Source organism: Acidovorax sp. (assembly GCF_046341535.1).
Taxonomy (GTDB): Bacteria; Pseudomonadota; Gammaproteobacteria; order Burkholderiales; family Burkholderiaceae_C; genus Acidovorax.
The window spans coordinates 1-14,548 of sequence record NZ_JBKDRI010000096.1 but is presented as its reverse complement, the minus strand read 5'-3'; the positions used below and the strand labels follow the sequence as shown (position 1 = coordinate 14,548).

At 65.0% G+C, this 14,548-nt stretch carries 12 protein-coding genes; 11 read left to right on the top strand and 1 reads right to left on the bottom strand.

Features of this window, described 5'->3' with window-relative positions; genetic code table 11:
- Nucleotides 1-481: 481 nt before the first annotated feature.
- The 7 genes from ACK543_RS06835 (at nt 482) to ACK543_RS06805 (ending at nt 7,665) form a co-directional block, all read left to right on the top strand.
- Nucleotides 482-877: a MerR family transcriptional regulator gene (locus tag ACK543_RS06835; RefSeq protein ID WP_409942100.1), complete on the top strand. Its 396-nt coding sequence runs from the start codon at nt 482-484 to the stop codon at nt 875-877.
- Nucleotides 878-1,287: 410 nt separating this feature from the next.
- The gene (locus ACK543_RS06830) at nt 1,288-2,478 is read left to right on the top strand and encodes an isovaleryl-CoA dehydrogenase (RefSeq protein ID WP_409942099.1); all 1,191 of its coding nucleotides are present in this window, start codon (nt 1,288-1,290) and stop codon (nt 2,476-2,478) included.
- 34 nt (nt 2,479-2,512) lie between these two features.
- The gene (gene can / locus ACK543_RS06825) at nt 2,513-3,172 is read left to right on the top strand and encodes a carbonate dehydratase (RefSeq protein ID WP_409942098.1); all 660 of its coding nucleotides are present in this window, start codon (nt 2,513-2,515) and stop codon (nt 3,170-3,172) included.
- A gap of 73 nt (nt 3,173-3,245) precedes the next feature.
- Complete coding sequence (locus ACK543_RS06820; protein WP_409942097.1) at nt 3,246-4,439, top strand: acetyl-CoA C-acyltransferase; 1,194 nt, start codon at nt 3,246-3,248, stop codon at nt 4,437-4,439.
- Nucleotides 4,440-4,529: 90 nt separating this feature from the next.
- A complete protein-coding gene (locus tag ACK543_RS06815; RefSeq protein WP_409942096.1) occupies nt 4,530-5,591 on the top strand; it encodes a DUF695 domain-containing protein in 1,062 nt (353 codons plus the stop codon).
- A gap of 215 nt (nt 5,592-5,806) precedes the next feature.
- Nucleotides 5,807-6,484 (top strand): SDR family oxidoreductase, encoded by a 678-nt coding sequence (locus ACK543_RS06810; RefSeq protein WP_409942095.1) that lies wholly within the window; start codon nt 5,807-5,809, stop codon nt 6,482-6,484.
- 50 nt (nt 6,485-6,534) lie between these two features.
- A complete protein-coding gene (locus ACK543_RS06805) occupies nt 6,535-7,665 on the top strand; it encodes an acyl-CoA dehydrogenase family protein (RefSeq protein WP_409942094.1) in 1,131 nt (376 codons plus the stop codon).
- 102 nt (nt 7,666-7,767) lie between these two features.
- Here ACK543_RS06805 and ACK543_RS06800 read toward each other — a convergent pair whose 3' ends face one another.
- Nucleotides 7,768-9,381 (bottom strand): methyl-accepting chemotaxis protein, encoded by a 1,614-nt coding sequence (locus ACK543_RS06800; protein ID WP_409942093.1) that lies wholly within the window; start codon nt 9,379-9,381, stop codon nt 7,768-7,770.
- A 549-nt stretch (nt 9,382-9,930) separates the two neighbouring features.
- On the opposite strand from ACK543_RS06800, the gene ACK543_RS06795 reads away from it, so the two are divergent.
- From ACK543_RS06795 to creC, 4 genes are all read left to right on the top strand, one after another.
- On the top strand, nt 9,931-10,566 hold the full coding sequence (locus ACK543_RS06795; protein ID WP_409942092.1) for a MarC family protein: 636 nt from the start codon (nt 9,931-9,933) through the stop codon (nt 10,564-10,566).
- Between the two features lie 110 nt (nt 10,567-10,676).
- Nucleotides 10,677-11,369, top strand: a complete 693-nt coding sequence (locus ACK543_RS06790) for a winged helix-turn-helix domain-containing protein (protein WP_409942091.1) — start codon at nt 10,677-10,679, stop codon at nt 11,367-11,369.
- 48 nt (nt 11,370-11,417) lie between these two features.
- Nucleotides 11,418-12,851 (top strand): hypothetical protein, encoded by a 1,434-nt coding sequence (locus ACK543_RS06785; protein WP_409942090.1) that lies wholly within the window; start codon nt 11,418-11,420, stop codon nt 12,849-12,851.
- A 79-nt stretch (nt 12,852-12,930) separates the two neighbouring features.
- Entirely contained in the window at nt 12,931-14,412 is a 1,482-nt protein-coding gene (gene creC / locus ACK543_RS06780; protein ID WP_409942089.1) for a two-component system sensor histidine kinase CreC, read from the top strand.
- Nucleotides 14,413-14,548: the final 136 nt, after the last annotated feature.

Genomic DNA, 14,548 nt, shown 5'->3' with positions numbered 1-14,548 from the left:
GATACTGTCGGCGCAGTGCATGAATTTGGTATCGTTGTTCTCGGCTCAGGTGTGTATAGGGCATCGTGTCTTTCCATGACGGCTAGGTCGGGGAGGACATCCTATGCCTCCTGAGCCAACCTAGCTTTTTAACGATGCACTGTGTTGTTGAATCCGCGCTTGACATTTGTCGCTGTGTGCCCGCCTCGGACTGGACCGGCAGGCGCATGCGCGGGCTGTGCCATGCCCGCAGCGATACTGGGTTAGGATGATCCATGACGTTAACGTTAACGTCACCCTCTGCCTAGGAGCCTGTCGGACTTGGAGCGTCGAAAGCGAAAATTGGCCCCAGCGAGGACAGTTTTTGCCGGATTTGCAGCCCCATAGCCGAGCTATGGGGCAAAAAGGCGGTGAAAAAGGGACCGCTGCGGTCGGTTTGCAGCCGACGATTTCCAAGTCCGACAGGCTCCTAGCCCGCGCGAACGCAAACCCGGCAACAGCCATGGCCACCAGCTACACCATCAGCGACCTTGCAAAAGAGTTTGACCTCACCACCCGTGCGATTCGCTTTTATGAAGACATGGGACTGCTGCAGCCCGAACGGACGGGCCCGGGCGGCCGCAACCGCATCTACAGTGCCCGCGACCGGGCGCGGCTGCGGCTCACGCTGCGCGCGAAGCGGATCGGGCTGTCGCTGACGGAAGCCAAAGAGATCATCGACCTCTATGACAGCCCCCGCGACACCGGGGTGCAACTGCGCAGGTTCCTGGATGTGCTGGGCGCGCACCGCAAGCAGATCGAAGAACAGATGGCAGAACTCCAGGCCAACCTGCAAGAGGTTCTGGAGCACGAAAAAGAGGCGCGCAGCCTGCTACACAAGCTGGAAAAGAAAAAATGATCGATAATTGACGTTAACGTAAACGTCAATTAAAGCCCCTTCGTGACCATGACCTCGTTTAAGGAAGCTCTGCATAACCCTCGCGAGGATGCGCTGGTGCGGATCGGGATAGGCCACAAGGCGCTTTTTGCAGCCAAGAGCCTGGCTATTGGCAAGAAAAGCAACGCCGTGGACTGCACGAGCCCGCGCCCGCGCAGACCGCAGAAAGTTATGCAGAGGTTACTTAAGCCCCGGTGCCCACGATATGCGCAGCGCGTGCGGGACAGCGTTGGGCGCAAGGGCATCGCGGGGTGACCGTGCGCGCCGTCCCGCCATCGCCAGATGACACCCGTGCTTTTGCGGCGGACTCACCCCGTTTTTTGGTCGCGCACCCGCCGCCTGATTTCCACCGTACCCTTTGAGGAGACACCATGAGCATTCCTGCAAACATCCCTGGCCTGAATTTTCAGTTGGGTGAAGACATCGACGCACTGCGTGATGCCGTTCGCGATTTCGCCCAGGCCGAAATCGCTCCTCGGGCGGCAGAGATTGACCGCAACGACCAGTTCCCCATGGACCTGTGGACCAAGATGGGCGAACTGGGCCTGCTGGGCATCACCGTGCCGGAGTCCCACGGCGGCGCGGCGATGGGTTACCTCGCCCACATGGTGGCCATGGAGGAAATCTCGCGGGCAAGCGCATCGGTTGGCCTGTCCTACGGCGCGCACAGCAACCTGTGCGTCAATCAGATCAATCGCAACGGATCCGAAGCGCAAAAGCAAAAATACCTGCCCAGGCTCATCAGTGGCGAGCACATCGGCGCCCTGGCCATGAGCGAACCCGGCGCAGGCTCTGACGTGATCAGCATGAAGCTCAAGGCCGAGGACAAGGGCGGTTACTACCTGCTCAACGGCAGCAAGATGTGGATCACCAACGGCCCGGATGCAGACACCCTGGTGGTCTATGCCAAGACCGAGCCCGAGCTGGGCGCGCGCGGCGTCACTGCCTTTCTGATTGAAAAAGGCATGCCCGGCTTCAGCATTGCCCAAAAGCTCGACAAACTGGGCATGCGGGGCAGCCACACCGGCGAGCTGGTGTTCAACAACGTGGAGGTGCCCGAGGCCAACGTGCTGGGCGGCCTCAATCAGGGCGCCAAGGTGTTGATGAGCGGCCTGGACTACGAACGGGCCGTGCTGACCGGCGGCCCGCTGGGCATCATGCAGTCGGTGATGGACAACGTCATCCCTTACATTCACGATCGCAAACAGTTCGGGCAGAGCATTGGTGAGTTCCAGCTCATCCAGGGCAAGGTGGCCGACATGTACACCGTGCTGCAGGCCGGCCGGTCATTCGCCTACACCGTGGCAAAGAACCTCGATATGCTGGGCGCGGGCCATGTGCGCCAGGTGCGCAAAGACTGCGCCAGCGTCATCCTGTGGTGCGCCGAAAAGGCCACCTGGATGGCGGGCGAGGGCGTGCAGATCTTTGGTGGCAACGGCTACATCAACGAGTATCCGCTGGGCCGCCTCTGGCGTGATGCCAAGCTCTACGAGATCGGCGCGGGCACCAGCGAAATCCGCCGCATGCTGATCGGCCGTGAGCTGTTTGCGGAGACCTGCTGAACCAGCGCGCAAGCGCCCGCGACCCAAGGAAGCCATGTCTGCATCGATCGAAGATCTGTTTGTTCATAACCGCGCCTGGGCCGCCCAGATGGAGCGTGACCGGCCCGGTTTCTTCACCGCGCTGCTGTCCCAGCAAAAGCCGCGCTATATGTGGATTGGCTGCTCGGACAGCCGGGTGCCCGCCAACCAGATCACAGGACTGGAGCCGGGCGAGGTGTTTGTGCACCGCAACGTTGCCAATGTGGTGGTGCCCACCGACCTCAACTGCCTGTCCACCATTCAGTACGCGGTGGATCAGTTGCAGGTCGAACACCTGATGGTGGTGGGCCACTATGGCTGCGGCGGCGTGCTGGCGGCCCTCGATGGCACCCGCGTGGGGCTTGCCGACAACTGGATCCGTCACGTGACCGACGTGCGCGACCGCCACCGCGATCTGCTGGCAAGCGTTGAGCCGCAATGGCGCCACGACGTGCTGTGCGAACTCAACGCCATTGAACAGGTGGTGAACGTGGCGCAGACCACGGTGATGCTCGATGCCTGGGGGCGTGGCCAGAAGGTCACGCTGCACGGCTGGTGCTACGGCCTCAAGGATGGCCTGATCAACGACATGCACATGAGCGTGGAAAGCACCGAAGGGCTCGATGCCATCTACCGCGCCGCCATTGCCGGGGTCGCGGCCGTGCGACGGCAATAGCGCCTGGCGCAGCAATCGCTCTCGACCGCCCCGCTCAAGAACACCCCACACCCTCATTGCACAGGAGCCTGTCATGTCCCCCTCCAATCAAGACCCCATCGTCATCGTCGGCGCAGCCCGCACCCCCATGGGTTCGCTGCAGGGTGATTTCTCCAGCCTGGCCGCGCATGATCTGGGCGGCGCCGCCATCAAGGCCGCCATCGAGCGCGCGGGTGTCGCGCCCGATGCGGTGGGCGAAGTCCTGTTCGGCAACTGCCTGATGGCAGGCCAGGGCCAGGCCCCGGCGCGGCAGGCGGCCTTCAAGGGCGGCCTGCCCAAGGGCGCGGGTGCCGTCACGCTCAGCAAGATGTGCGGCTCGGGCATGAAGGCGGCCATGATGGCGCACGATATGCTGCTGGCCGGATCCCACGAGGTGATGGTGGCCGGTGGCATGGAGAGCATGACCAACGCGCCTTACCTGCTGCAAAAGGGGCGCGGCGGCTATCGCCTGGGCCATGACCGCATCTTTGACCACATGATGCTGGACGGCCTGGAAGACGCCTACGAGCCCGGCCGCAGCATGGGTACCTTTGGTGAAGACTGCGCCGCCAAATACCAGTTCACCCGCGAGCAGCAGGACGCCTTTGCCACCGCCAGCGTGCAGCGTGCCAAGGCAGCAGCCGAGTCAGGCGCATTTGCCGCCGAGATCGTGCCCGTCACCGTCAAGACCCGTGCAGGCGAGAGCGTGATTGCGGTGGACGAAGGCCCTGGCAAGGTCAAGCTCGAAAAAATCGCTTCGCTCAAGCCCGCGTTCAAAAAGGACGGCACCATCACCGCAGCCTCCAGCTCTAGCATCAACGATGGTGCCGCCGCGCTGGTGATGATGCGCGCGTCTACGGCCGCCCGGCTGGGCTGCAAGCCGCTGGCCCGCATCGTGAGCCACGCCACGCATGCGCAGGAGCCCGAGTGGTTTGCCACCGCCCCGCTGGGTGCCACGCAAAAAGCGCTGGCCAAGGCGGGCTGGCAGGTGAGCGACGTGCAGCTGTGGGAGATCAATGAAGCCTTTGCCGTGGTGCCCATGGCGCTGATGAAAGAGCTGGACCTGCCCCACGACCAGGTCAACGTCAACGGCGGTGCCTGCGCGCTGGGCCACCCCATCGGCGCCAGCGGCGCACGCATCATGGTCACATTGATCCATGCGCTCAAGGCGCGCGGCCTCTCCAAGGGGCTGGCCACGCTGTGCATTGGCGGCGGCGAAGCCACGGCCGTGGCGCTTGAAATCGTCTGACCCGGCCGGCCTGTGGGGCCCGTGGGGCACGCCGTGCCGGGCCGCTTGCGGGTCAGCCCCTTCTCCCCGGCAGTCTCATTTAGGACGTTCATGACACTCAACCCCGACATTGCCATGTTCTGGGCCGCCTTTGCGGCGCAGGAGCCCGGCTGGCTCGACCTGACGCCAGCCGATTGGGTCACGCAGGCCAATGCGCTGCTGGCCGAGCACCTGCAGGGAGTTGCGCTGGAACTGCACACCAGCCCCGACCTCGCCGGGGTGGATCTGATCGTGACGGCGCAGGGCACGATCGAGCTGTTCCCGCTGGCTGCGCAGGTGGCGGCCGCCGCACCAGCGCTGCGGGCCTACCGCGTGCGCGCCTTGCGGCCCCGGAGCGCCGAACCGGACTTTCCGCTGGGCATGGAGGGCTTTGAGCTCTCTACCCGCGACGTGCTGGTGGCCCTTCAGCAGGACGCAGGCCAGGCCGCGCTGGAGCTGCGGCTGGCCTGCGCCGTGCCCAGCGGCTTTGAGGAGCACGCGCAGCACATGGCCTTCATCATGGTCGATCATGTGCTGGGCGAATACGACTTTGCGGTCAAGGTGGGCGCAGTGGACTTTGTCCACGAGGGCGATCACGACCGCAACGCCACCTGGACGCCGCTGGCCGACCTGCAGCCCGTGTTTGATGCCTACTGGGTGCACGCATTGGGCCGTACCGGCCGGTTCCCCGAAGGGGACGGGGCCTGGGACGAACTGGAGCTGCAGTTTGACTGCGCCCTCGATGACGATGGCAATGCCGCGGGCGACCCAGGCGATGCACAGACCGGGGCCGTGATGATCAACACCAGCGCCCATGCCGTGGCCATGCGTGCCGACCTGACCTGCGCGCTCACGCTCGATCTGGCCATCCCCGATGCGGCAGCGCGGGCTGCCGCCCAGGCACTGCACGACCAGGGCGCCATGCTGCTGCAGGTGCCGCAATTGGGTCTTCTGGTGCTCACCCTGGAGCGGGCGGGCCGTCGGCAGGCCCTGTACTACGTGGCGGATGAATCGCTGGCCCGCCAGACGCTGGCACCCCTGCTGCTGCGCGAGGAAGCCGCGTCGCTGGAGCTGACATCGCGCTTTGACCCTGCGTGGTCGGGCTACTTTGACTACGCTGCCTACCTGATGTGAACAGGTGCTGGCAGTCGCACATCACAGCAGACCGATGATCGAACCCCCGCCCGGCTGCACGCCCCCCTGGGGCACGCCGACCCCACGCAGCCGCCGGGAGCGCCACCCAGCTCGCGACGCGCGCCTGCCTGGACCGTCGTCTGGGCTTATGGGTATTGATGCTATTAAAGTGATAGCTAAAAACACATTACTGACATGCGTAACCGCCTCAATTGATGCCAAAAAAACTCACCCTGCTCGTTATTGGAGCGTCCCGGGGCATTGGGCTGGAGCTGGCCCGCCATTCGCTGGCCGATGGCCACCGCGTCATCGCCACGGTGCGCCATGATGCCGCCCGCCAGGCGCTGCAGGCGTTGGGGGCCGAGGTGCTCTCGCTGGATGTGGCCAACCCGGCCAGCGTCAGCGGCCTGGCCTGGCAGATCGATGGCGAAAAGCTGGACCAGGCCTGGTACGTGGCGGGTGTCATCCGCCGCCCCGATGCGCTCACGCCGCCCACGCAGCAGGACTTCGATGCGGTCATGCACACCAACGTGCTGGGTGCCATGCAGGCGCTGCCACAGGTGGCGCCGCTGGTGGCGCAGGCGGGTGGGGTGTTTGCCTTCCTCTCATCGTCCATGTCGCAGATCGGCAGCGTGCCGGGCAGCGATTGCTGGTTGTACCGCACCAGCAAAGCGGCGCTGAACATGGCCCTGGCTGCGGCGCAGCACGGCTACCCCGGCGCAACGCTGGTCACCATCGACCCCGGCTGGGTGCAGACCGACATGGGGGGCAGCCGCGCGCCGCTGACCGTGCATGACAGCGTGCGCGGCCTGCGCAACACCGTGGCCAGTGTCACCGCCGCCGACCGGGGGCGCCTGCTGCATCACGACGGCCGCCGCGCGGCGCACTGGTGAAGCCGATCACCCCCACCCTGATTGAGAACCCCACTGACCGGAGACCCTCCATGCTGCTGACCCAAGACCAGGAAATGATCCGCGACGCGGTGCGCGACTTTGCCCATACCGAGCTGTGGCCCCATGCCGCCCGGTGGGACAAAGAGCACCACTTTCCCAAAGACGCTCACCAGGGCCTGGCGGCGTTGGGTGCCTATGGCATCTGCGTGCCTGAAGCGTTGGGCGGTGCCAACCTCGATTACGTCACCCTCGCCCTGGTGCTTGAAGAAATCGCTGCCGGTGATGGTGGCACCAGCACCGCCATCAGCGTGACCAACTGCCCCGTCAACGCCATCTTGCTGCGCTACGGCAACGCGCAGCAACAGCGCGACTGGCTCACGCCGCTGGCGCGCGGCGAGATGCTGGGCGCCTTCTGCCTGACCGAGCCGCATGTGGGCTCCGATGCGTCGGCACTGCGCACCACCGCCGTCAAGCAGGGCGATGAATACGTCATCAACGGCGTCAAGCAGTTCATCACCAGCGGCAAGAACGCGCAGGTCGCCATCGTGATCGCCGTGACCGACAAGGGCGCGGGCAAGAAGGGCATGAGCGCCTTTCTGGTGCCCACCCACACCCCCGGCTACGTGGTCGCCCGGCTGGAAGACAAGCTGGGCCAGCACAGCAGCGACACCGCGCAGATCAACTTTGACCAATGCCGCATCCCGGTCGAGAACCTGATCGGCGCTGAGGGCGAGGGCTACAAGATTGCGCTGGGCGCGCTCGAAGGCGGGCGCATCGGCATTGCCGCGCAGAGCCTGGGCATGGCGCGCAGCGCGTTCGAGGTGGCGCTGGCCTATTCCAAAGACCGCGAAAGCTTCGGCACCGCCATCTTCAACCACCAGGCCGTGGGCTTTCGGCTGGCCGACTGCGCCACGCAGCTCGAAGCGGCACGCCAACTCATCTGGCATGCGGCGGCCCTGCGCGACGCGGGCCGCCCGTGCCTGAAAGAAGCGGCGATGGCCAAACTCTTTGCCAGCGAGATCGCTGAGCAGGTGTGCAGCGCCGCCATCCAGACGCTGGGCGGCTACGGTGTGGTGAGCGACTTCCCGGTGGAGCGCATCTACCGCGACGTGCGCGTGTGCCAGATTTACGAAGGCACGAGCGACGTGCAAAAAATCCTCATCCAGCGCGCGCTGGCGTGATGGCGCGGCGGGCGCGCGCGCTGCTCCCCTGCCAAGCCGGGCGCCTTATGCCGTGTGCTGCGCCCGGCAGGGGCCAGGGCTTGTTCACACAACCGTGGTAGGTCAGGCAGCAGTCAGGCGAGGTGCGGCCGGAGCGTGACGCGGAGCCCCCGTGCCCGCCGTGGCCTGCTCCAGCTTGAAGGTCGCCACAGCATTTACCAGGCTGTCGGATTGCTGTTTGAGGTGGGATGACGCGGCAGCCATCTCCTCGACCAGCGCGGCATTTTGCTGCGTCGTCTGGTCAATCTGCCCCATGGCCTCGCTCACCTGCCTGATCCCCGAGGTCTGCTCGGACGTCGAGTGACGGATCTCGGCCATCACCGTGGCTACATCGCGGATGCTGCTGACCACCTTTTGGATCGTATCGCCTGCGTTGATGGCCAGTGTGCTGCCCTGGCCCACACGCTCGGCGCTGTTATTAATCAGGGTTTTGATCTCTTTGGCAGCGTCTGCCGAGCGGCTGGCCAGTGCGCGCACCTCGGTGGCGACCACGGCAAACCCGCGGCCTTGCTCGCCCGCGCGCGCCGCTTCCACTGCGGCGTTCAGCGCCAGGATGTTGGTCTGGAAAGCGATCGAGTCGATCACGCCAATGATGTCGGAGATCTTCTGTGAACTGGCCTGGATTTCCTTCATGGTCGAAACCATGCGGGTCATGGCGTCTCCGCCTTCCTGGGCAATGGCCGATGCTTTCGTCGTCAACGCGTGGGCCCCATCGGCGCTCTCTGCATTCTTGCCCACGGTGGCCGCCATCTGCTCCATGGACGCTGCGGTTTCTTCCAGCGACGACGCCTGCCCTTCCGTGCGTGCCGACAGGTCCTGCGTACCTTGGGCAATCTGGCCGCTGGAGGCCGCAACCGACTCGGCGCCTTCGCGCACCATGCTCACCACTTGGTTGAGTTTGTCGCGCATGGCTTCCATGTTGGCCATCACGCTGCCTGCGCTCAGGCTGCGCTTGTGTTGCTGGGTAAGGTCTCCTTGGGCGATGCGCGTTGCTTCAAGGGCCAGTTCGTGGGGCTCAGCGCCCAGCACTCCCACAATTTTGCGCACCATCATCAGGGCCGCCACCACCGACGCGACAACAGCCACCAGCGCCAGCCCCAGCAGCACCTGCAGCGTGGTCGCATTGTCTGACGATGCGTCCTTGTAGGTCTTGCTTGCCGTGTCCACCTGCAGATCGATCAGCGCATCCAGCGTCTTCTGGACGGGGGGCGAGAGCTTGCTGATGGCCTGAAGTCCCGGCGCAGCGTCATCAAACTTCTGACCGCGCAGGGCTTGTGCGGTGGGCTTTTCGCCGTTGTCACGGTAGGTGGCCCACTCGCCTTCCAGCTGCTTGACCAACTGCTTTTCGTCGGGTGTGAGGTGGTGGGAAGAGTACGCTTTCCAGAAGTCCGCAGCCCGCTGGATGTTCTTGTCGTATTCCGCGACGCGACGCTGGGTCACCGCAGCATCGCGGCTCTGTTGCGCATCCACCAGGATGATCCGGTTGCGGGCGATCAGGTAACGAATGTCGCCCAGTTGTTGCAATGCCACCGTCCGGTCTTCATAGATGGACTGCATGGACTCATTCGACTCATTCAGCGCACGGTACGAAAACGCGACGCAGATCAGCAGCAGGGCGATGACCACGCCGAAGCTGAGCATCAGGCGTTGCGCGGTGGACAGGGAAGAGCGGTTCATCATCAGTCTCCAAGCTCGGTTGCAATTGGTTTCATGATCGCAGTGTATCTATTTGTGCGCAAGCGGAGCCGCCCTATTGACGGCCAGGTACAGGCGCAGGTAAGTCCTGCCGTGGGGACGGCTTGAGGTAGCTTTTCCTGTCGATGCATCAGAAGGCCCATCGCAGCCATTGAGATGCAAACGCCTCGTCGCGGGCTGGTGGCTCTAGGAGCCCGTCGGACTTGGAAATCGTCGGCTGCAAATCGACCGCAGCGGTCCATTTTTAACCACCTTTTTGCCCCATAGCTCGGCTATGGGGCTGCAAATTCGGCAAAAACTGTCCTCGCTCTCGCCGATTTTCGCTTTCGACGCTCCAAGTCCGACAGGCTCCTTGAACGAAGATAGTGAAAAGCGACTGCGATGGGCGCGGCGCATGTTCCGGCATACGACGCTTCGCAACCTGTTCCAATGCGCCATTCTTGCAGCAGACCGCGCAACCCTGCGCAGCGTGCGCCCTACCCCACAAGGGGGGGCGCGCAACTGCTGGCCTCATATGTATGGAGACCGCTGATGGACCTCAAACCGCTGATCACCCTGCTTGCCATCGTGAACCCGCTGGCGATCGTGCCGTTTTTCATCCACTACACGCAAGGATTTTCATACGCGCAGCGCCGCCGCACCATCCAGGTGGCCAGCTTCAGCGCGTTTTGCGTGATTGCCGCCTGCGCGCTGCTGGGGCTGCAGATCCTCGACTTTTTCAATATCTCGCTGCAAAGCTTCCAGGTGGGCGGTGGCATGCTGCTGCTCATCAGCGCCATGAACATGCTCAACGCCCAACCGGCCGAAGCCAAGCCCACCACCAACGAGTACGACGAGGGGGCCGAGAAGGCCGCCGCGGGCAGCTCGATTGCCGTGGTGCCGCTCACCATCCCGCTGCTGACCGGCCCGGCCAGCATGTCCACCGTGGTGATTTACGCCGACCGCGCGCAGAGCGTGTGGCAGACGCTGGCGCTGGTGGGCTACGGCGTGGTGGTTGCTCTGGCCACCGCCGTATGCTTTGCGCTGGCAGATCCGATTGCCCGCGTGCTGGGCAAAACCGGCATCAACGTCATGACCCGGCTCATGGGGCTGATTCTGGCCGCGCTGGCCGTGGAGGTGATGGCCGATGGTCTGGGCAAAATTTTCCCCGTCCTCATGGCACGGTAAAAACGCACGCAGTCGAAGGCTCGCCCGTCTGAGTCGCTTGCAGCTTCGCCCGGCATGCTCCCGGCGCGGGCTGCGGCCAACGCCCCGATCACGACACCATTCATTGCGCCATGACCACCCAGCTACTGCTGCTTGAAGACGACCCGGCCATTGCCCGCACCGTGGCCTACGCGCTGGAGCGCGACGGCATGGCGGTAACCCACAGCCTGCTGGTGCACGACGCGCGCCAGCAGATGCGGTCCAGGCGCTTTGACCTGCTGGTGCTGGACGTGGGCCTGCCCGACGGCAGCGGCCTGGACCTGCTGCGCGAGGTACGCCACGCCCCGGCCACCGTGGCCGTGCCGGTGCTGATGCTCAGCGCCCACGGCGAGGAGATCGACCGCGTGCTGGGGCTGGAGCTGGGCGCAGACGACTACCTGGCCAAACCCTTCAGCCCGCGCGAGCTGGCAGCGCGCGTCAAGGCGCTGCTGCGCCGCGCGGGCCAGGGCAAGCCCGCAGCCGCAGCCGCAGCGCCCGCCGTGTTGTTCGACGACGAAGCCGGCCAGCGCATCTGCCTGCGCGGCCAGCCGCTGCCCCTGACGCGGCGCGAGTACCGCCTGCTGGCCCACCTGCTGCGCGGCGCAGGCCGCATCCACTCGCGCGACGCCCTGCTGGCCGCCGCCTGGGGCGACGACAGCGAAAGCACCGACCGCACGGTGGACACCCACATCAAAACCCTGCGCGCCAAACTGCGCGAGCTGGACCCGGCGCGCGAGTACATCAGCACCCACCGGGGCATGGGGTATTGCCTTGATTTGCCGTAAAAGTCAGCGCTTACGCTTGTCTGAACGAACTTAACAGCTGTCTTTTTTATGAAACACCTGCGCCGTTTCCTGAAAGCACTGGGCTGGCTGATGCTGGCCCTGGGGGCGTTGGCCGCTGTGGGCATGGCCGCAGTGATCGTTGCCAACTGGAACGATGACCCCTTGTCTGAGGCCGCCCAGCAAGCGCTGCAGTACACGCCGCCCACCGAGCAAGCCCTGGAGGGCAACGGCTATTTGATCTTGACGGGGCTGGACGCGCCCGCCGAGGGCAATGCTGTCGCCGACGCCACAGCACTGGGCCGCAAGCGCCTGGCGCGCGAAATCGAGCGCAGGCGCTGGGTGGATGCCCATGGCAACCAGGCGGAAGGAATGCCGCCTGCCATTGCCGTCAACAACGCCGCCCAGTCGGTGTTCCCGGACCGGCTTCGCTGCCCGCTCGACGAAGCCGATTGTTTTGCCTGGTTTGAAAAGCATGGCGACGAAGTTCAGGCCTTGGCAACCACCCACCAGGCCCTGCTGCAACGGCTGGCCGCAGCGGCCAGTGCCCCGCAGTTCAGCAATCCATCCCCTTCTTACCTGCTGCAGGAACCCCCTCCGTATGGGCTGCCGCTACGTGCCTATGAACTGTGGCTGGCCCAGGCTTCGCTGGCGTGGATGCGCGGCCAACCGCAGCAGGCCATGGACATCGCCCGCCAGGCGATGGAGGTGCGCAGCCGACTGGCCGTCCATTCCAACGATTTGGTTACCTCCATGGTCGCGCTGGCCATGCAGCACCGGGAACTGCGCTGGCTCAGCGATGCAAGCGCGCACGGTGATCCGCAGGCACAACCCGAGATCGCCCAGGCCATTGAACAATTGCTTTCCACTCCACCACCGTCCTTGCATCAGACGCTGCAAGGTGAGATGAAATTCGTCGCCAGCGTCGCGCATTCAATGAAAGACCAGGACCCGGGCTTCTTCGGTTGGCCCTGGGAGGAGCCTATCGCATGGTGGCAGCACGCTTTGAACAGGGCCAGCGCGTGGGCCTTCCTCCCCAATCACACCCTCAATCTGTCGATCAGGCGCCTCCAGCAGTGGCAAGCCCTCAGCACCCTGCCCGCCCACGAGTTGGACACTGCCGTCGCCAATGCGATGCGCCAATGGCCTGACGACGAGGCTTGTTCGCCATGGAAGCACTTGCGTAACGCTATGGGCCGGTGTTTAGCCTCTTTTGAAAACTCCCCCTACCTCACGTACCTGCAGCGCGTCGCCGACATCGACGGCTACCGCCGCCTCGTTTTGCTGCAGCGCCGCGCCGCCGCAGAACAGATTGCCCCGCCCGACATGCCCGCGTGGCTGGCGCAATCTCCCCAGGCGCTGCGCAACCCCTACACCCTGGAGCCCATGGCATGGGACGCAGCCACCCGCAGCCTGGTGTTTGAAGGGCGTAAAAAACAGGACCTGAACCAGTCCTCGATCTACCGCGTTCGCTTGCGGGGCTAAAAAGGTAATCAAATCTGCCACTTACGCCCGCCCAGAAACGCTTGTTTGCTACTGTTTTTAAACAACGCCCTGCCCGCCCATGCGCCTAGGCATCCGCCTTCTTTTTGCCTTCTTTGTCATCAACGGCATCGCCGCCTTCTTTGTGCTGCGCGTGTTCATGGCCGAGATCAAGCCCAGCGTGCGTGAGGTGATGGAGGACATGATGGTGGACACCGCCAACATCCTGGCGGAGCTGGCCAGCAGCGACCTGGCCGCTGGCACGCTGCAAGGCGGCGCGGGGGCGCAAAGCCTGTTTGCGCAGCAGGTGCGCCGCTACGCCAGCCGGCCGGTGGACGCCACCATCTGGGGCCTGACCAAGCAGACGCTGGACTACCGCATCTACGTGACCGACGCGCAGGGCCGGGTGCTATTCGATTCCGAGAACCAGGCGGTCGGGGCCGATTACTCGCAGTGGCGCGATGTGGCGCGCACGCTGCGCGGCGAGTACGGCGCCCGCTCCACCCGCGCGGTCGAGGGCGACGACAGCAGCAGCGTGATGCATGTGGCCGCGCCCATCTATGTCGAGACGCCGCAGGGCCGCCAGATTGCGGGTGCGCTGACGGTGGCCAAACCCACGCGCACGGTGCAGCGCTTCATCGACCGGGCCGAGCGCAAGGTGTTCATGGGCGGGCTGCTGTTGCTGGCCCTGTCAGCCGCCGTGGGCGTGGCCGTGACGCTGTGGATGGTGTGGAACGTGCGCCGCCTGCGCGACTACGCGCTGAGCGTGCAGGGCCCGGCCGCGGGCGACAGCGGGGCCCTGCCCGCCACCGCCCTGGCGATCCCGCAGGTGCCCGGCGAGCTGGGCGACCTGGCCCGCGCCATGGACCGCATGCGCGCCCGGCTGGAGGGGCGCGACTACATCGAAGGCTATGTGCGCGCCCTCACCCACGAGCTCAAAAGCCCGGTGGCCGCCATCCGCGGCGCGGGCGAGCTGCTTCTGGACGACCTGCCCGCTGCCGACCGCGCCGGTTTCGCCACCCAGGTGGTCGAGCAAAGCGAGCGCCTGCAGCGCATCATCGACCGGCTGCTTGAGCTGTCCAAGCTGGAGCAGCGCCAGCACGCCGAGGGCCGCGCGCCCGTGGCGCTGCGCGACTGCGCCGAAGCAGCCATCGACCAGACCCGGGGCCGCGCGGCGCAGCGCGGCATCAGCCTGGCGCTGCAAGGCAGCGGCCGCAGCGGCGCCTGGGAGGCTGAACTGGTGACCATGGCGCTGACCAACCTGCTGGACAATGCCATCGACTTTGCGCCCGCTGGCAGCACGGTGCGCGTGCAAGTGCAGGGCAGCGCCGTCACCGTGCACGACAGCGGCCCCGGCGTGCCTGACTACGCCTTGCCGCGACTGGGCGAGCGCTTTTTTACTACCGCGCGCCCGGGCGGCCAACGCAGCGGATCCGGCCTGGGGCTGGCCATTGTGCGGCGCATCATGGCGCTGCATGGCGGCCACATGGCGGTGCACAACGGCTCTCCGGGGCTGCATGTTCGCCTGGAGTTTCCGGCCCAACGGCCCACCGAGGGCAGCTAGTGTCATGTCCCGTTAATTTCTGGCATTAATCGTGCATGCCAATGCGGTATCTTGGGAACGGAGATACCGCCATGAGGACAGGAAGACCGAAAGTCGAGTTGCTGCTGACGGACGATGAGCGCTCGCAGCTTCAGTC

Excerpts from the sequence above, each read along its gene's own strand:
- ACK543_RS06835 (WP_409942100.1), top strand. The coding sequence starts at position 482 with ATGGCCACCAGCTACACCATCAGCGACCTTGCAAAAGAGTTTGACCTC.
- ACK543_RS06830 (WP_409942099.1), top strand. The coding sequence starts at position 1,288 with ATGAGCATTCCTGCAAACATCCCTGGCCTGAATTTTCAGTTGGGTGAA.
- can (WP_409942098.1), top strand. The coding sequence starts at position 2,513 with ATGTCTGCATCGATCGAAGATCTGTTTGTTCATAACCGCGCCTGGGCC.
- ACK543_RS06820 (WP_409942097.1), top strand. The coding sequence starts at position 3,246 with ATGTCCCCCTCCAATCAAGACCCCATCGTCATCGTCGGCGCAGCCCGC.
- ACK543_RS06815 (WP_409942096.1), top strand. The coding sequence starts at position 4,530 with ATGACACTCAACCCCGACATTGCCATGTTCTGGGCCGCCTTTGCGGCG.
- ACK543_RS06810 (WP_409942095.1), top strand. The coding sequence starts at position 5,807 with ATGCCAAAAAAACTCACCCTGCTCGTTATTGGAGCGTCCCGGGGCATT.
- ACK543_RS06805 (WP_409942094.1), top strand. The coding sequence starts at position 6,535 with ATGCTGCTGACCCAAGACCAGGAAATGATCCGCGACGCGGTGCGCGAC.
- ACK543_RS06800 (WP_409942093.1), bottom strand. The coding sequence starts at position 9,381 with ATGAACCGCTCTTCCCTGTCCACCGCGCAACGCCTGATGCTCAGCTTC.
- ACK543_RS06795 (WP_409942092.1), top strand. The coding sequence starts at position 9,931 with ATGGACCTCAAACCGCTGATCACCCTGCTTGCCATCGTGAACCCGCTG.
- ACK543_RS06790 (WP_409942091.1), top strand. The coding sequence starts at position 10,677 with ATGACCACCCAGCTACTGCTGCTTGAAGACGACCCGGCCATTGCCCGC.
- ACK543_RS06785 (WP_409942090.1), top strand. The coding sequence starts at position 11,418 with ATGAAACACCTGCGCCGTTTCCTGAAAGCACTGGGCTGGCTGATGCTG.
- creC (WP_409942089.1), top strand. The coding sequence starts at position 12,931 with ATGCGCCTAGGCATCCGCCTTCTTTTTGCCTTCTTTGTCATCAACGGC.